15 protein-coding genes are annotated in these 18,685 nt (G+C 36.1%); 1 reads left to right on the top strand and 14 read right to left on the bottom strand.

All coding sequences use genetic code 11. The features are described 5' to 3' along the window. Position 1: 1 nt before the first annotated feature. The 9 genes from DCS95_RS01410 to DCS95_RS01370 all read right to left on the bottom strand — a co-directional run bounded on the left by DCS95_RS01410 (position 2) and on the right by DCS95_RS01370 (position 10,896). Positions 2-829 (bottom strand): 3-keto-disaccharide hydrolase, encoded by an 828-nt coding sequence (locus tag DCS95_RS01410; protein WP_116769065.1) that lies wholly within the window; start codon positions 827-829, stop codon positions 2-4. A 78-nt stretch (positions 830-907) separates the two neighbouring features. Continuing rightward, positions 908-1,651 carry a LytR/AlgR family response regulator transcription factor gene (locus DCS95_RS01405; RefSeq protein WP_116769064.1) on the bottom strand — a complete coding sequence of 248 codons (744 nt, stop codon included), beginning with the start codon at positions 1,649-1,651 and terminating at the stop codon, positions 908-910. A gap of 2 nt (positions 1,652-1,653) precedes the next feature. Continuing rightward, positions 1,654-2,688, bottom strand: a complete 1,035-nt coding sequence (locus DCS95_RS01400) for a sensor histidine kinase (RefSeq protein WP_116769063.1) — start codon at positions 2,686-2,688, stop codon at positions 1,654-1,656. Between the two features lie 6 nt (positions 2,689-2,694). Next, a complete protein-coding gene (locus DCS95_RS01395) occupies positions 2,695-3,915 on the bottom strand; it encodes an ABC transporter permease (protein ID WP_116769062.1) in 1,221 nt (406 codons plus the stop codon). 2 nt (positions 3,916-3,917) lie between these two features. Then, positions 3,918-4,661 (bottom strand): ABC transporter ATP-binding protein, encoded by a 744-nt coding sequence (locus tag DCS95_RS01390; protein WP_116769061.1) that lies wholly within the window; start codon positions 4,659-4,661, stop codon positions 3,918-3,920. Between the two features lie 5 nt (positions 4,662-4,666). Next, positions 4,667-5,884, bottom strand: coding sequence for an efflux RND transporter periplasmic adaptor subunit (locus tag DCS95_RS01385; protein WP_116769060.1), 1,218 nt, complete (start codon positions 5,882-5,884; stop codon positions 4,667-4,669). A gap of 5 nt (positions 5,885-5,889) precedes the next feature. After that, entirely contained in the window at positions 5,890-7,221 is a 1,332-nt protein-coding gene (locus tag DCS95_RS01380) for a TolC family protein (RefSeq protein WP_116769059.1), read from the bottom strand. Positions 7,222-7,379: 158 nt separating this feature from the next. Then, positions 7,380-10,376, bottom strand: a complete 2,997-nt coding sequence (locus tag DCS95_RS01375) for a WD40/YVTN/BNR-like repeat-containing protein (RefSeq protein ID WP_116769058.1) — start codon at positions 10,374-10,376, stop codon at positions 7,380-7,382. Between the two features lie 151 nt (positions 10,377-10,527). Further along, positions 10,528-10,896, bottom strand: a complete 369-nt coding sequence (locus DCS95_RS01370; RefSeq protein WP_116769057.1) for a MerR family transcriptional regulator — start codon at positions 10,894-10,896, stop codon at positions 10,528-10,530. A 118-nt stretch (positions 10,897-11,014) separates the two neighbouring features. Between DCS95_RS01370 and DCS95_RS01365 the strand changes: the two genes are divergently transcribed. Next, positions 11,015-11,890: an alpha/beta fold hydrolase gene (locus DCS95_RS01365; RefSeq protein ID WP_116769056.1), complete on the top strand. Its 876-nt coding sequence runs from the start codon at positions 11,015-11,017 to the stop codon at positions 11,888-11,890. Between the two features lie 110 nt (positions 11,891-12,000). Here DCS95_RS01365 and DCS95_RS01360 read toward each other — a convergent pair whose 3' ends face one another. From DCS95_RS01360 to DCS95_RS01340, 5 genes are all read right to left on the bottom strand, one after another. Further along, a complete protein-coding gene (locus DCS95_RS01360) occupies positions 12,001-12,849 on the bottom strand; it encodes an MORN repeat-containing protein (protein WP_116769055.1) in 849 nt (282 codons plus the stop codon). Between the two features lie 23 nt (positions 12,850-12,872). Beyond that, on the bottom strand, positions 12,873-13,706 hold the full coding sequence (locus DCS95_RS01355) for a DUF2490 domain-containing protein (RefSeq protein ID WP_244178354.1): 834 nt from the start codon (positions 13,704-13,706) through the stop codon (positions 12,873-12,875). A 3-nt stretch (positions 13,707-13,709) separates the two neighbouring features. Beyond that, positions 13,710-15,596 carry a hypothetical protein gene (locus DCS95_RS01350; RefSeq protein ID WP_116769054.1) on the bottom strand — a complete coding sequence of 629 codons (1,887 nt, stop codon included), beginning with the start codon at positions 15,594-15,596 and terminating at the stop codon, positions 13,710-13,712. Positions 15,597-15,786: 190 nt separating this feature from the next. Beyond that, positions 15,787-17,337 carry an SDR family NAD(P)-dependent oxidoreductase gene (locus DCS95_RS01345; RefSeq protein ID WP_116769053.1) on the bottom strand — a complete coding sequence of 517 codons (1,551 nt, stop codon included), beginning with the start codon at positions 17,335-17,337 and terminating at the stop codon, positions 15,787-15,789. Positions 17,338-17,374: 37 nt separating this feature from the next. After that, on the bottom strand, positions 17,375-18,676 hold the full coding sequence (locus tag DCS95_RS01340; protein WP_116769052.1) for a DEAD/DEAH box helicase: 1,302 nt from the start codon (positions 18,674-18,676) through the stop codon (positions 17,375-17,377). Between the last annotated feature and the right edge of the window lie 9 nt (positions 18,677-18,685).

Genomic DNA, 18,685 nt, shown 5'->3' with positions numbered 1-18,685 from the left:
ACTAAAATTCAATTAGTTCAATACTTTTAAAATCTATTGGGTGGCTATTGGACTGTAAGGAAACATAGCCACCTTTTACCTTGGTATCATCACCATCCATTAGCTTTTTTGCCATTTCGTTCGCTGGGTTGTATGTGGGATTTGAATAGGTTAGAATTTTTTTCCCGTTTACAAAATGTGCAATAACCCCGTTTTTAATTTCAATTTCGGCAGTAACCCATTGGTCGCCATGAAATGTTCTTGCAATATCAGCGGCAATACACGTGGTTGTATTCTTTTCACCATTATATTCAATGAACATACCGTTCGTACAGGCAGCTCCTAAAGGGCGCTCGTCCGTTCCATTACCACCATGAAAATTGTATTCTAAACATACCGGAAAAGCTTGATCTATTTTTTGCGTAACCGGTGGTTGTCCGTGGAATTGGATGCCACTATCACGATAACCCCAAGTAGGTGCTCCAGGTGCCGTTTCGCCAACAAATCTGTAAACAACTTTTAGCCTGTAATTAGTTAAATATTTATCAAAATAAACGGTGCCGAATCGGTCTTTAAATTCCGATCCGTATGCATCATATCGTATTTTTAAAATACTATCTTCCACCCGTAAGGTATTTCCAAAATTTTCACCTAACTCATGTCCCGGAATTTTTATGGTCCATCCGGTTAAATCTTTCCCGTTAAAGATGGAAGTCCATTTAGGCTCGGTACTAACTGCTGCCTGCTCCGTAGTTTGCGCAGTATTTTTTCTTGCTTTTTTATTTCCACAGGAATAAGAAGTTAAGAACAGTATAGCAACTATTGCCGGAATGCAAATAAGTCTTTTCATAAATAGGACAAGTTTGTGATGACAGTCCTAAATGTACAGAAAATTAAAAGTTGATGGTATAAAATTACCTTCGGGCCTTTAAGAATTTAAAGAGTTGTCATTAATGTATTCTAGAAATCGGGGCTTGTACTGTTCAGAGACCGTAATACGTTGTTTGTTGATGATAATCTGGCTACGTTCAATCACTTCAACATATTTTAGGGCAACTATAAATGATCTATGTACGCGCATAAACTGCGAAGAAGGTAAATCTTCCTCTAGGCTTTTAAGACTCATTAATGTTAGAATTGGCTTAGGGTTGTCTTTCAACCAAATTTTAATATAATCTTTTAAACCCTCAAAATAGAGTACATCTGCCAATTTAATGCGTAATTGTTTGTATTCGGATTTTACGAAAAGAAACTCCTTTTCTTGAGGTATTTCTTGACTTTGAGCGGTTTTATTTCCTCTCACTAATGAAAACCACTCTAAAGCTTTGTTAGAAGCCGTTAAGAATTCAGCATAATCAAAAGGTTTAAGTAGATAATCTAATGCCTCTACTTTAAAGCCTTCTAGGGCATATTGGTCAAAGGCGGTGGTGAAGATGACCTTAGAATTTTTCGGTAGCATTTTAGAAAATTCAATTCCTGTTAAATCTGGCATTTGAATGTCAAGAAAAAGAAGGTCAACCTGTTCTGTATTTAAAAACTGCATAGCTTCAATGGCGCTATTACATTTCTTTTTAAGTTTTAAATACGGAGTTTTCTCCACATAACTTTCTACCAGATTCACCGCCATAGGTTCATCGTCTACAATCATACAAGTAATCTGAACTGCTTCCATACTTAGGTTATAATTTTCAGGTAAACCGAATAAATACCATCTTTGGTTTCTTGTGTGAACTGGTGTTTATTGGGGTATAGTAATTGTAATCTCTTTTCTAAGTTAGGCAGACCAATACCAGAACCGCTTTTATCTGTATCCTCTTTAGGAAAGTTATAATTTTCAATTTGAAATACTACACTATTATCTTGGGTAATCATATCAATGGAAATTACACTTTCTTTATTGGCAGAAACACCATGTTTAAAAGCATTTTCTATTAATGAAATAAACAGCAAAGGGGCAATTTTAATTTGCGGCTCACTTAGCGGAAAACTAGATTCTACCGTGGTTTTATCCGTTAGGCGCAACTTCATCAATTCGATATACTTTCTCATGAATTCTATTTCTTTTGAAAGCGGTATAAACTCTGTACTTGTTTCATATAACAAATAGCGCATTAATTTACTCAGACTATGAATTGTAGACTTTGCTTTATCTGGAGAGATATCAACCAATGAATAGATGTTGTTCAAGGAGTTGAAAAAGAAATGTGGTTGAAGTTGATATCTAAGATGTTGCAGTTCTGTCTGTAGCTTAAAGTTATCGGCTTCTTTCTTTTCAGCTTCTGTTTTTACCCATCTTTTAGTTGTTTTAATGGCTATAGAAAACAGTAATGGAGCTGCATAAGACAGCATTTGCACATATATAAACAGTTGAAATGGCGGTCCTTCCCTACCATCATCTTGTGGTCTGTTTTTAATGAGGTCAGCAAAGTAACTAGCTTCAATAAATTCTTTAAGCAGAATAGAAAAACCTATTAAACCAAGATTGATAATAATAAAGGCGAATGTCTTTTTTGGGAATAGAAACCTATCGATTAAAACGAAAAAATTCAAATAAAATATCACTGCATAGAATAGCATAGGAATCAAGAAATGGGCTACCAATCTATTGGTATCCAATTCTTGTCCGTATGATAGAACGAAAGGCATGCTGAACAGCACCAACCAAATGAGAAGGTGCTGTGCTAGTAGTATTTTTTTGTTTTTATACATAGTTACTTATTCATAGCGCAATGCTGTAATAGGATCTAACGCCGCAGCTTTTTTTGCAGGGTACCATCCAAAGAAAATACCGGTAATCGCACATACGGCAAATGATACAAATATGGAATACATGGCTACACTTGTAGGCCAATGTAAGAACTTTTCTATGAAAACGGTAGCGCTTAAACCTAAGATTACACCTAAGAGTCCGCCCGTAATACTGATCAATATAGCTTCAATCAAGAATTGTAATAGAATATCAGAGCCTTTTCCTCCAACTGCCATACGTAGTCCAATTTCCTTGGTACGTTCTTTTACAGACACATACATAATGTTCATAATACCGATACCACCAATCAATAACGATATACTTGCTACTGCAACCAATAGTATGGTGAGCATTTCACTGGTTGAACTAAAAGTTGAAATTAATTCTTCCATAGAACGCACAGAAAAATCATCCTCTTCATTATCCAGCAGCTTGTGTTCTGAGCGTAATATATCGGTAACCTCAATAACGGCATCAGGTGCATCATCTTCACTAACGGCAGAAGCCATAATCTGATTCAAATAATCAATGGCCAAAATTCTTTTTTGTACTGTCGTATAAGGCGCTATTACAATATCATCTTGATCTTGTCCAAAAGTGTTTTCGCCTTTCTCTTCTAAAACGCCAATTACCTTGAACGGAATATTATCAAAACGTATCATTTGACCTACGGGATCTTGACCATCTGGAAAAACATTTTCGACCACAGTTTGACCAAGCACTACGACTTTAGAAGCTGACTTTACCTCTGCATCGGTAAACATGCTACCACTTTGTAGGCCAACTACTTTAATCTCTAAATACTCAGGATTGACCCCGTAAATGGTACTGGGCCAGTTGTTGGCTCCGCTAATTACTTGTCCGCCACCATTCACCACTGGTGTAATGTAACTCAATAGCGTAGATTTTTCTTTGATGACCTCATAGTTGTTTAGCGTTAAGGTCTGAACATCACCACCGCTACCTCTCGCCGGACCCCTATCATCGGTACCTGGTCTTATGGTAATCATATTAGACCCCATGCTAGAAATGGTACTTCTTATACTCTCTTTTGAACCTTCCCCTATTGCTAACATGGCAATTACCGATGCTACACCTATTATGATACCCAACATGGTCAACAGGGTTCTCATTTTATTGAGAACTATGGCTTTATATGCTATTTTAAGTAGATTTAAAATTCTCATAATCAATGGTCTTCTTGAGGCAGTTTTGCCAATTCTTTTGCTGCAGACTGTATATTTTCATTCTTATAGTCTTGAATAATATTTCCATCTTTTAAAACAATGGTTCTGTTACTAAAGGTGGCAATATCAGGCTCATGCGTAACAAATGTGATGGTAATACCTTGACTATTTAGATCCTGGAACAAAGACATTATTTCATACGATGTTCTTGTATCTAAATTACCAGTGGCCTCATCTGCTAAAATCATAACAGGATTATTTACCAATGATCGGGCAATGGCAACACGCTGTTGTTGCCCCCCAGATAGCTGAGATGGCGTGTGATGTAACCTATCGCCTAAACCGACCATCTCCAATGCTTTTACGGCACGCTCTCTACGTTCATCATTACCTACGGTACTATTATAAAGTAATGGTAGTTCAACATTTTCTATAGCTGATGTTCTTGCCAATAAATTGTATGATTGAAAGATGAATCCTATTTTCTCATTCCGGATGGTCGCCAATTGATTACGGCTCAAATCTTTCATGCTAACACCTTCTATCTCGTACGAACCCGATGTTGGTTGGTCTAAACATCCTAAAATATTCAACATTGTACTTTTACCAGAGCCACTAGATCCCATAATGGTTACAAACTCACCCTCGTGTATGGTAAATGAAATTCCACGTAGGGCATGAACTGTTTCATTGCCCATGGTAAATTCACGTGTAAGGTCTTGTATCTTTATTATTTCTTTACTCATGATTTTTATTTTTTACCTCCAGGTGGTTTTGGCATGAACGGACTCTCTTCAGAACCTCCCGCTGGTGGTCCAGATATTCCGGTTTCAGACTTTAAACTGTAGACCAACTTGTCTCCTTCGTTTATACCACTGAGAATTTGAACATTTACTCCGTCGCTCGCTCCTAAAGTCACTTCTTTTGGGGAAATAGCTCCATTAGATTCCATCACCCAAACTTTAGTAGATTCTTCATCATTGTTCATAGGTCCACCTTCTGGACGTTCAACGGTTAAGTTTTCTTGCTCATTATAAGCCATCATTTCTGGAGGTGTAGGTTTAAAATTGATAGCTTTTGCCTCTACCGATAACACATCCTTTAACTCTAATGTGTAAATAGATATCGTTGCTGTTAGTCCGGGTTTCAATCTCAAATCAGGATTGTCGGCTTTTATAACCACAGTATACGTAACTACGTTTGAGGTCACAGTAGGATCTAACCTAACCTGAGTGACTTCTCCTTCAAATTCTTGACCTTGGTATGCATCAACCGTAAAACTTACTCGCTGACCTTCTTCTACAACACCTATATCTGCCTCATCAACATCGGCTTCAACCTGCATCTCCTTTAAATCTTGAGCTATGGTAAATAGCGTTGGTGTGCTATAGCTTGCGGCTACTGTTTGTCCCTCTTCAATATCTCTAGATAGCACTACACCATCAATTGGAGAATAGATATTGGCGTAACCTAAGTTGGTTCTCGCTTGCTGTAGATCAGATAAACGCTGCGTTACAGTACCTTTTGCGGTTTCGTAATTGTAAAGAGCATCATCATAATCAGATTTACTTATAACCTGGTTGTCATATAATGTTTTTTGCCTTCCATAAATCGTCTGTAGATAATTTCGGTTGCTTACCGCATTATCATACGAGGCTTGTGCTTGTACTGTCGCAGCTTTTAGGTTGGTCTTATCCAACTCTGCAATAAGCTGCCCTTCTTTAACAACGCTATTATAATCCACATAAATTTTTTCAACTACACCAGATACCTGTGTACCAACATCTACTTGGTTTATTGGCTCTATGGTTCCTGTAGCAGTGACCATGGTAGTTACGTCTCCTTTTTTGGCAACTATAGTTTTAGCTTCAATGGTGGTATTTTCATCCCCTGTCATAAAGCTATAGGCTACAAAGGCTACGATTACTAATGCAATACCGCCTAATATGATTTTGTTTTTATTTTTCATTTTAGTTAAAGTTTAATTTCGTTTCCTTGATAGAATTGTAATAATTGGTGGTACAGAATATTTAGATATTTAGACTGTAGGTAATTTTGTTGGGCATTGGTATATGTGTTCTGACTTATAACTAAATCAGTTGTACTTAAATCGCCCAACTCGTATTTTTTCTGTGCTAGATTATATGATTGCTCGGCAGCTTCTTTAGAAACTTCAGCGGCAATCAATTGTTCTTGTGATGAAAGCGCATTTTGATAAGCGGTTTCAACCTTTTTAATGACTTCTTTTTCTACTGTTTGTTTTTGTATTTCAGCTTTTTCTATATTAAAAGATGCTATTTGTACTGCAGACTTTGTTTGGTTTCGATTAAAAATTGGAATGCTTAAACTTAAACCCAATCTTTGGTTGAAATTGACATCTAATTGATCGGTAAAAGTATTGTCACTTATACTAGTGTACCCAGTACCAAGGCTACCGGTCAATGATAATGTTGGCAGATAACCACCTTTGGCAATGTCCAGTTCTTTTTCATTGATCAGAATATTAGTGTTACTGGCTTCTACTTCTGGTAAATAAGCCAAGGCATTGGTATAAATAGCTTCTCTATTTAATTCTAGGTGAAATAAATCTTGATTTTCATCTACCGTTTCAATTTGCAAATCTTCCAATGGAGAAAGTTCAAGCAATTGCTTAAGATTGATAATATTTAGTTCGTAGTCATTTTTGGCTGCAATAACATTGAATTTGTTGGTAGCTGCCTGACTTTGCGCTTCGGTATAATCACTTAAAGCTATGGTACCGGCGTCTAATCTTGATTTTGCCCTAAGCACTTCTTTTTCAGAAGCGTCTAAATTATTCTCTGCAATGCTAATACCTTCCTTACTGTATAAGGTCTGTAAATAGGATTCTAGAATACTGATTACAATATTGTTCTTTGCTTCTTGAGCCAATAAGCTATTTTGCTCAATAAGTAATTTGTTCTGTTTTACTTGGTTGTTTAATTGATTTCCTTGAAAAAGTGTTACAGAACTATTAATACCTAAATTGGTACTGTGGATTTGATCCGAAACATAGTCGCTAGTAATAGGGTCAATTGTGGTACCACTAGAAAAATTTTGGGAAGCACTACCAAATAGATTCGGCAGCTTGGCAGATTTTGAAGCATTATAATCAACCTCCGATATGTTCGTATTGATATCCGCATCCTTTAAGGTAATATTATTTTCTATGGCATACGAAATACAATCTTCTAAAGACCATATTTTGGACGAAGAATTTGTTTCAACATCTTGGGCAAAACCAAAGTGAGAAATTAGAATGCTTGCTATGATTATAAATTGTTTCATTTAAAGCGTGTTTTTAATTAACACACCAAAAGTGAAACTTTATACTACTTTATTAAAAAGGAATAGAAGTTTGCCCTTTTTATTTATACAGAAAGTGGAATTTTATCGACGAGATTTTTGGCAATTACTGAACTAATCAGCAATTGCCATTTTCTCTTTTAATTTAGTTGAGCCTCTTGCTTAACCATATTTAATTGTTGCTGTAAATCTTTTAAACGTTCAACTTCTTCATTACCTGGTACTTTATCCGAACCACCTACTATATAGGATAAATACGCAATTTGCGGAACCAGCATTTGCTGAGGATAGGCACCTTCATCATTTTTAATAGTCTTTAAAATAGTTTCTAAAGACTGTTTTCTTTCGCCCTTGCTTTTTTTGATTTCCGTTTCTAGGTCCGACTGAAATTTGCGGGCTTCGGTCAATAAATTCAACACTTTATTTTCAAAGGCGATATGATTCGCTATAGTCGTTTCATCTATACCTTCTTTAGCTAAGCGTGGATCTACTTTAATTATAAAAGGTTGTTCAAAAGTTTCTTTTCCTACCGTTAGTTTTGCGGTATATGATCCAGGAGGCACCATAGGTCCGTTTTTGTAACTTCTAGAGGGTTTATCGCTCCAAGCACCTTTTTGTTTCATGTCCCATTGAAATCTATTGATGCCTTTTTTAGTTTCAAGTTTTGTGTCATAATAAGTGAAAGACATACTGAGCCCCATATTTTTTACTTCCTCTTTGGTGGATTTTGCCTTTGTTGAGTCACTAGTAATAGTTGCTATAGATTTTTTGTTCGCATCTAATATTTCTAACTGTACATCATTCTTGCCTTCTTTTGGGAGGTAATAATCAATTAGTACTCCGGTTGAAGGATAATCGGGAAAACCTTTTGATCTTCTAGGTGTTCTATATCTAATTGTAGTATCTGGTTGAAACAATACAGGAGTATCATTTAGCGATGTTATAGCATTATCTCTTAACGTTGTAATGTTGTCAAGCACCCAAAAACCGCGTCCCATCGTACTTAAAATCAAATCGCCTCTATATAGTATTACATCTGTTATTGGTGTTACGGGTAAATTCTGTTGAAAAGGTTTCCAATTTTCACCATCGTTTAATGATACAAACATACCGTATTCCGTACCTGCATGTAATAAACCTTCTCTTACCGGGTCTTCGCGTAATACTTTGCTGGTGTAGTCAGACGGAATACCACTAGTCAATAATTCCCATGATTTACCATAATTCTCTGTTTTGTAAAAATATGGAGTGGTGTCTCCTAACAAATGTCTGTCTACAGATATATAAGCCTTTGCAGGGTTAAATTGTGAAGGTTCAATAGATTCTACCCTACCACCTTTTGGTAAATTTTTAGGTGTAACGGTCGTCCAAGTTTGCCCACCATCTTGAGTTATAGAAACCACACCGTCATTGGAACCTGTCCAGATCAAATCTTTTTGAATTTTGGATTCTCGTATGGAATATAAGGTGCTGTAGTACTCTTCACCAGTAATATCCCTGGTAATCGGACTACCGGAATTTACTTGTTTATCCGCTTCAAATGCAGTTAAGTCGGGAGAAATAGTTTCCCAAATAACTCCGTCGTTTCTAGTTTTATGTACGAACTGTGAGCCCATATATACAACATCTGGATCATGTGGAGAAACATGAATAGGTGCTACACGTTGAAATCTATATTTTAGGTCTTTTGGGTTGTGCCCGTAGATATTGGATGCTCCAATTGAGTATTCTCTACCTGTACCGGTAATTTTACTATAAACACTAAAACGTCCCTTACAATTATTATAGACGATATTGTGGTTGCCGGGTTTTGGAATGGTAGGTCCGGTCTCACAACCTCCTACATCGATCATGATCTGTGAACTACCTTGTACCGATGTTGCACTTGGAGCAGAACTGGGTATAGCAATTGTAGTATTATCTTGTTGGGCTCCATAGATCCAATATGGATATTGATCGTCAACAGCAACTTGGTAAATTTCTGCGGTTGGCTGATTGAATTGCGATGACCATGTTTTACCACCATTATGAGAAACATTGGCACCACCATCATTACATTGTATTAGCAAATCTGGATTATTAGGGTTTAACCATATATCATGATTATCACCATGGGGTACCGACATCATTGTCCATGTTTTACCACCATCTTTAGATTTCAATAGCGGGTTGGCATTTGAATACACAATATCTGGGTTTGTTGGGTCGAGTTCAATATTGGTATAGTAAAAAGGTCTGTTTACTAGCCCTTTGTTGCTTGAAGTCTGTACAAAGGATTTACCTTGGTCAACAGACTTATAAACACCGCCTTCATCACCAGGAGCTTCAATTACCGCATAAAGAATACTAGAATCTACCGGAGAAACCGCTAAATCTATTTTACCGATCAAGCCTTTAGGTAAACCTTCTTCTAGTTTTATCCAATCTTTACCTCCATTGACTGATTTATAAATGCCACCTTCCTTATTTTCTCCGCCAGAGATTATGGTCCACGGTGTACGCTGGGCTTTCCATGCGGCTGCATAAACTACATTAGGGTTTCCGGGTAGCAATTCTAAATCTGCAAAGCCCGTAGTATTTGATATATGTAGCATTTTTGTCCACGTAATACCACCATCAACAGTTTTATAAATGCCACGTTCTTCATTAGCCTTAAATGCATTACCAATAGCGGCAACCCAAACAATATTGCTATTTGTAGGGTCAATTTCTACCGCCCCGATCTGACCGGCATTTTTTAAGCCGATATGGCTCCATGTTTTACCGCCATCAATGGACTTGTACATTCCTTTTCCACTAATGATATTACTTCGTAATCCATCAGAACCTGTGCCAACATAAACTATGTTGGGGTCATTTACGGCAACTTCAATAGCTCCAATTGAGGGACTATCGAAAAAACCATCGGATACATTGTTCCAAGTAGTACCATAATCATCTGTTTTCCATACTCCCGCACCAGAGGCGCCAAGATAAAAAGTTCCTGGTAAAACGGGAGTTCCGGTAACCGTAGTTACACGACCACCTCTCTGCGGACCAACGGTTCTATATTGTAGCGCAGAAAAGTCTTGAGATAAAAGTGTTGCTGAAATTAGAATAAACGATACTGAGGTAAGGTAACGAAATAGCGTTTTCATTTTAGTTTTGAGATAGGTTGGTTAAAACCTAAAGTTACTTAAACCTATTTCTAAATCATATGTTCATCGTATTTTTTACGATTATTTTAATGTAGCCGATTAAAATTTACATTAGAAGCAATTTCATTGCTAAAAAGCATGGAGATTAAAATTAGGGTTCCATTTCATGTTCAATGTTATGTTTACAAATTGCTATTTGTTTTTTAACTGCTCTTAATTCTTTCATTTTTTCCTCTATTTGTAGCAGCTTTTTATTTAAAACATCAATCTTGGCTTTTTTAGTTAATTGCTTTTTGTACCATGCATCTATAACTTCTTTAATTTCGGCCAACGTAAAACCAACAGCTTTTGACATTTGTATAAATCTTAGTTTTTCAACAGTCTCTTCATCGTAATATACATAGTTGTTGGTAGTAACTTCTTTTTTGGTCTGCCCGGAAATTAAGCCGCTTTTTTCATAAAAACGAATGGTACCAATAGGAATGCCTGTTTCTTTAGAAAGTTGACTTATCAATTTCATTATAAATATTTTAAAAAAGTTAAACTATGTAGTATACTGCATACTTGTCAGGTACAAAATTAGTATATATTTTTACATCGGAATATAAAAAAATCAGTAATCTACACGACCACCTCTAATGAAATATACAGACGAAGAATTAATAAAGACCATACCCAACTTTGTTAATAATTATGCAGAGGTAAATGGAACAAGATTACATTATGTTATAGGCGGTAGTGGCGAACCTTTAGTTTTAATTCCGGGCTATCCAGAAACTTGGTGGGCATACCATAAAGTAATGCCAATTCTTGCTCAAAAATATTGCGTTATTGTCGTTGATATACGAGGAATGGGAAGTTCTGACAAACCGAAAGAAGGTTATGACAAAAAGAATTTAGCTAAGGATATTTCTGAACTAGTAAAATCATTGAAGTATAATAAGGTAAGTATTTGCGGGCACGACATTGGGGCACATGTAGCGTTTAGTTTTGCATCAAATTATCCAGGTTCAACTGAAAAATTAATCATGTTAGACACACCTCATCCTGACATAGGAATGTACCAATTGCCCATGCTTCCTATTTTAGGAGCAGATTACGTTTATCCATGGTGGTTGTCTTTTAATCAAGTTAAAGAACTTCCAGAACAGCTACTTGAAGGAAAAATGAACATTATGATTGAATGGTTATTTAGTAAATTACTTTTTGACCCTAATAGCATTAGTGATTTTGATAAGAAAGTTTATGCACATGTCTATAATGATAAAAGCGCAATTCGTGCTTCAAATGCATGGTATCAAGCATTTCCACAAGATATTGAAGATAGTAAAAGCTATAAAAAGCTAGCTATGCCGGTACTGGGTATTGGCGGAAGTGGATACGAAATTTTAAAAATGTCATTATCTAATTGTACAACTGACTTGCAACTTATGAAAATAGAACAATGCGGACATTTTATGCTTGCCGAAAAACCCAATGAAACGGCACAATATATCATTGATTTTTTGAATTAAATCAATTATAATCCAGAGACAAAAAATTCATGTTTTAATAGCAGAAAGAATTATAAGTTATAACGTAGAACTCAGTGGATACATTAAAATTTTCAATGTTTAACGAGCAATTACTTCTTATTCAATTTATCTGTCTCTATTAGCTTATCATTTTCCCAAATACCACTTATTACAGAACCTTCTTTCTTATGGAAAATACCTTTGCCATTGCGTTTATCGTTTTTCCACTGTCCTTTGTATTTTTCTCCATTGGGCCAAAAATAAGTTCCTTCGCCACTGCGCATATCGTTTTTATAGCTGCCAATATAATACTCGCCATCTGGCCAATAAAAAGTACCATGACCTTCGCGGGCATTATCTTTCCATTCTCCTTCATACCTACTGCCGGTTTCTAAAAGTGCAATACCAGAACCATTGGCCATGTTATTTTTTACCTGACCGACGTAATGTAAGGCAGTTCCCTTTTTAGTGGTAAAACTTAAGTATTCTCCAAAAGTTTTATTGTTCAACTGCCTACGCATATTATTCAATTGAACACGGGCTTTTTCCAATGCAAAATTTAAGGAGTCAATACTTCTTATTTCGTTTTGAGGTATTGGGCTTGTAGCAACGGAATCTTTTAAAAGATCTAAATTGTTTTCTTCTAAATTCGCTTTAATGTCATTTTGCATTAGTTTTTGCGCAAGAGCAATTCTTAAGGGTATTACGGAATTTAGTTCTTCATGATTTTCAAGCGTAGAATTGTATGATGCTATTGCTTTGTTATAGTCGCCTTCAATTAATACAGAATCGATTGCCATTAATTCTTTATTGCCGGTTACCAATACATCTAACTCCTCTTTTACTTTACTGCTCTCCCCTATTTCATTTTGTAATGAATTTGATTTTACCCCAAAATAAATGACCAATACAGAAAGTACGGCAAGCAAACCGTAAAGTGTAATATCTTTTTTCTTCATATTCTTTTATTTTCGGTACTTGGCTAGTCCGTTAAATGAATTTCTGGAAGTTTGTTTTTAACCTTTCTAAAATCTGGAGAGAAATATACATGAAAGCGCATTGCCCAACTTTGCTTGAAATTACCTCCATTTGCTAAGTCTTGACCTTGAGAGTACATAGCACCTGCCGCAACTGTTAGCCTTGGTGTTAAAATATACCCTAAAGTGGTTGTAAGTCGTAAGTCTTCCATAGGGCTGGCAACCACTGCTTTACCACTTTGCATGATCAGCTCTGCCTCTGGGGCAACGTACAGTGTTTTAGGCTTTAATTTATGATTGTTCAATGGTATTTTCATACGGAACATGTAACGCCATCTATTTCTAAAAATATACTCGCTATCCTCGGCAAAACCTTGTGTCCATCTATGCTCTATTCGAATACGATGATAGATCATCATACTCTCCAAAGCTTGTGCAAATTGATATTGGTGCCAAATTCGCCATTCCGGCACTAGATTACGATCTGTAGAAGACTCATCGGTATTGAAATTTAAACGGAGCACTCCACCCAATCGTACATTAAAATATTTTGAGTGTATATAGCCAATGGCATGCCTGTTGTACACTTGCGCAACCTGCCCCACAAAAGGTGTAGCATCGGTTTCTTCTAGCCTAAGATGAGTTTGTGCATCCCAAAACAAGCGTTTGCCTATTCGTATATTACCATAAGTGTTGATCCAAGTTTTTGTGGTAAGATCTTTATATTTAGAATATTCTGGTAAAACCTCAGGCTCCTCTTCTTGTGAAACACCTTTAAATGTAGTTAAAAAGCATAGCAAGAATAAAAATCGTAACATATATGTACCAAACGTTTTCATAGGCTATTGCTTTGTGTTTTGTACATTCAACAATTCTAAAATGGTCAAGGGGTCTTTTTCCTTTTTTAGTTTTCGTTCCAGTTTTTTGGTATCCTTGTCTTTAAGCATTAGCACAGAGTGGTACGTTTCTGTTATGTTTTCATTTAGAGCACTGATGTTTTCACAGGTGAGTGACTCTTCTGTTTGTATTAAGAAATAGGGCTCAAGTATTTTAGTGTAAGCAGTTGTTATTCGCTTTTTTATATCCTCATCCATTAAAGTTACCATAAACGGATTCCATATACGATCGGTATAGGTTTCTTGAATAGTGCTTTTAAACTGGGGCATTTTAGATACCGTAACAGACAGTTCATTTAAGTTTTTAAGGCATGCTACGGTGTTTCGAGCCGATATTAACTTGTCTTGAGCAGATTTTACTTTAGAATAACTATTCAAAGTGGCGTTCGCAAATGTTTTAATTTGCTTTAACGAGTTGGAATAGTTCAAAGGAATACTAGTTCTAACGGAGTCAATGAACATGACCAAAGAATCGTTTTGAACAATAATTTCTTCTTCAAGATTCGCTAGTTCGTTCTGTCTTTTTTCTTGTGCTAAGGTTTCTTTGACTTCGTTTGCAATGGCTAGTACACCATCATAACCCATTTTGGCAACTGTTTCAATTTGTTGAATTACTGGTGCATTTTTAGAAGATGTTACTGTGGTTGAAATAGTATATGGTTTGGAGCTTGCTACACTATCGATAACGATTTCAATATCCATTTTAGGGTTTGGTAAGCCGCTGGCAAATACATGATCTAGTAACTGTTTACGAGAAGTGTATTCTAATATTGACAATGAATCATACCTTGCAATTTCTTCAATAGGGGTTAGAAAATCATTCTTTATTTGAAGTACTGTATTATATTGATATGCAGTGTTTTTATCTGATAATTTTAGAATATTTAATTGAGAGTTATGAAGGATGGATTCACTTAACTCCTTTGCTTTTTTATAATAGGATACAACACTATCTACTTGCACTGCTTCCACTGAATCTAAAGGAAAGTAGGGTACTTTAACCTTAAACTCAGGAAGAAAGTCAGATTTACCCAATTCAGATAGAATAGCATCAATTTCTTGGTACCGTTGTGCGTTTTGTTTTAATAGTTTTGGCAGGTTGTTTTGGTGAAGGGTTTCAACATCTTCTTTAGAAAATTGAATATCTAAAGCGGCAATATAGGCAGCATCTAGATTTATGGTTTTAGTTTCACCAGTAAAACCTTTGAAAGCGGTAATGGTTTTGTGATCATTATCATCATCTACCCGAATATTCTGCAGAAGTCCGTCATTAAAATACCAACTTTCAGATTGGTCGATTCCGTTAGAAGGAAAAAGTGACCACTCATCATGTGCTACACCATCCCTTAAAAATCTACCTACCAAGGTATAATTATCATTATTGATGCTGAAGTTTTGTTGTGGTACTCCTTTATCAAATGAAATAACACTTTTGAACAATGTTTTAGAAATTTCTGAATCTTCAATCTGCTCTTCTAAAATAGTCCACTCACCATGAGGGTTTCCCATTTTAATTTTTCCGACAGATGATTTTTGAATACCACTTACCAACACGCGATATTGATAATCTATTACTTCAGACTGACTTTTAGAATTGAATTCCCCAAACTGGAATTTCCAAGGTCCGTCAGGTATTCCATCAACAAAACTACCTTTAAATTGAAAAGAATAATCTTGTTTTTGTAGCAGCTCTTGAAGGTTGGAGCGAAGCACTAAAAAGTCTCCGTCCAAAACAGTATCGTTTTCTACAACTTTATAAGTATACGTCGCCTTACCGTTATACTTGCCAATTTGTAAAGATCCGTTATAGGTTTCCACCTCTTGGGCGTACAACGAATTTGAAATACTGAAACAACAGCATACAATAAAAAATAGTAATGGGTTGATAGTTAGCCTAATCATGCCGCAAAAAAACGAAAATAGATTTAGACTAGTAAATTAGAACGCTACGATTTTTAACTTTTTATTAAAAGTTTTTAATCTATTCAGAATCAAGCAATAAAAGCTGCAAATCTTTGTGGTATTACCAATCAATTGGGAAGTAATCCTTTAAGAATTTACCACACCAATGCTTACCTGTATTTATACCGTCAAATAACGGATCCATAACTCTTGCTGCACCATCAACAATATCTAAAGGGGGCTGAAAATCGTGTACTTCTTGTTTCTTTTTTGCTAATTCCGCTGGATCCTCATCGGTAACCCAGCCGGTATCCACAGCGTTCATAAAAATACCATCTTTTGCAAGTTCACCTGCTGCGGTATGTGTAAGCATATTTAATGCAGCTTTTGCCATATTGGTATGCGGATGACGAGATTCTTTAAAGAATCGATGGAATTTACCTTCCATCGCCGTTACGTTAATAATATGCTTTTGACCCGTGTTTTCTTTTTTCATCATTTCGGCCAAACGATTACAAAGTACAAATGGTGCTACGGAATTTACCAATTGAACTTCGATCATTTCAGTGGTCTCAATTTCGCCTAATTTTAAACGCCAACTATTGGTTTTACGTAAATCAACCTGTTGTAAATCGGCATCGAGTTCACCAGTAGGAAATACCTCTTGTGCTACTAGAGCATTGTCAAAACTATAGGGTATCTGAGATAATTTTGCAGAAGCGCGTAAACCAATACCAGGTTCGGGTCCGTGCCATGTTACAGGCATATTTTGACTGGGTGATGCTTTAGAGCTAAATGTTTTTAACTCTTCTAAACAACTTTCATGATCACTCAGCACCATTTGTGCAAACTTGGGTAGTGAAGAAAATTCGCGTTCCTCATTCTCCATTAAGTGATGGTAGAATCCCGCTGGTCTACGCACTGTTTGCGCAGCGTTATTGATCAGAATATCCAACTTGTCATATTGCTGTTCTATAAAATTGCAGAAGATTTCTACACTGGGTATATGGCGGAGGTCTAACCCGTGAATTTTTAGTCGGTGTCCCCACTCCATAAAATCTTCCTCCTTAGAAAAACGTAATGCAGAATCAACAGGGAAACGGGTAGTTGCAATAACTGTTGCACCACCACGAAGCAACATTAAAGTGATATGATAGCCAATTTTTAAACGTGAACCGGTTATAACGGCTACTTGACCTTTTACATTGGCATTTTGAAATCTTTTGGCATAATTGAAATCACCACAATCGGTACACATGGTATCATAAAAGTGGTGCAGTTTGGTAAACTCTGCCTTACAAACATAACAATTACGAGGTGTTGTAAGTTCTGGCAAATCTTTGCTTGCCAATTCTGCGGCGGGTAATAGTTTAGGGGCAACAAATACATGAGCTTCACGTGCACTACGAATACCGGTCTCTTTACGGGCATGTTTATCGCGAACAGCTTGCTTTCGCTTTTCGTTACGTTTTGCATCTTTTACCCGTTTGGCAAACTCTTGCTTGCTTGGGCGTGAAAGTTGACCTGCAGCTTTAATTAAAGCAATTCGTCTATCTTCTGGAATTTCAAAAATCTCGTTGGTATTATTTACCAAACGATTTAATGTTTCAATACAACTTTCAATCTCGTTTAAGTCGATTTCCGATTCTTTATACTGTTGTTCTTCCTTCATGATACTTCCTTGATAAGGGCAAAAATATTAACAATGCCTAAAGTACGGTTATACGTACTTTTTTCTTTTTTAATCTGGTATTGTTCAATTTGTTGATAAGTTCGTTCGACTTCTTTTTAGGAACAGCAACAAAAGCGCAATCTTGTTTTAATTCAATATCTCCCAATTGATCTCTTCCCAATTCTCCTTGTTTAAAGAAAAGTCCGGCAATATCGCCTTTAGATATCTTATCTTTTCTTCCACCAGAAATAAATAATGTTTCCCAAAATGGATCATCCAATTCCTTACTTTTTGCAATGTTAATAGGCGTTGACGATTCAATGAATTCTGGTAAGTTTTCTTTCTCCCATTTTAATACATAAGCCGTACCTAATTCATTAACACGGGCAGTTCTGCCGTTTCTATGGGTAAATTCTTCTATTCGATGTGGTAGCTCGTAATGTATAATGAACTTTAATTCTGTAATATCAATACCTCTTGCCGCCAAATCGGTAGCAACTAAAATTCTACTGCTGCCATTTCTAAATTTAATAAGAGCCCGTTCACGGTCTCGCTGCTCCATGCCCCCAGAAAAACACTCGTGTAAAATACCATGTTGATCTAAATAAGAACTAACGTTTTCAATACTATCCTTATAGTTACAAAAAACTATACCAGGTTCTTCCCCTATATATTTAAGTAATTGTACCAAAGTAGCAAGCTTATCTTTTTCTTTAGCTAAAACAGTATTGATAGTTAGTTGTGAGGGAATTTCCTTTTTAAGAAAATTAATTTTCTTGGGGTTTTCCATACCCACAAACTTTGGAATCTTCACTCCCTCCGTTGCAGAAGTCAGTATGCGTTTTTTAAGATTTGGCAACTCATGCAGAATTTCTATCATTTGCTCTTCAAAACCAACTTCCAAAGATTTATCGAACTCATCTAGTACCAAAGTTTTAATATGGTCTTTGGTAAAGCGGTCTGCCATAAAGTGATCTAAAATTCTACCAGGTGTACCAATTAAAATGGCTGGTGTATGCTTTAGTTCAATTTTATCTTTCGACATTGCCCTACCACCATAAATAGCATTTACTTTAAAGCCCGTACCCATATCACGTAATACTTGTTCAATTTGTATTGCCAACTCACGAGAAGGAACCAAAATTAATACTTGAACTTCAGGATTGTTATGGTCTAACAAATCTATAACCGGCAATAAAAACGCCAATGTTTTACCAGTACCCGTAGGTGATAACAATATGGTATTGTCAGATGACGAAATAGTCTCTAATGCTAATTCTTGCATTGGGTTCAACGCATCAATATTCAATTTTGAAAGAATATCATTTTGATTTTTCATACGTTGATT

The sequence above is a fragment of the Maribacter litoralis genome (assembly GCF_003075045.1).
Taxonomy (GTDB): Bacteria; Bacteroidota; Bacteroidia; order Flavobacteriales; family Flavobacteriaceae; genus Maribacter; species Maribacter litoralis.
The sequence above is the reverse complement of the archived record's forward strand: the minus strand, read 5'-3'. Positions and strand labels throughout refer to the sequence as shown.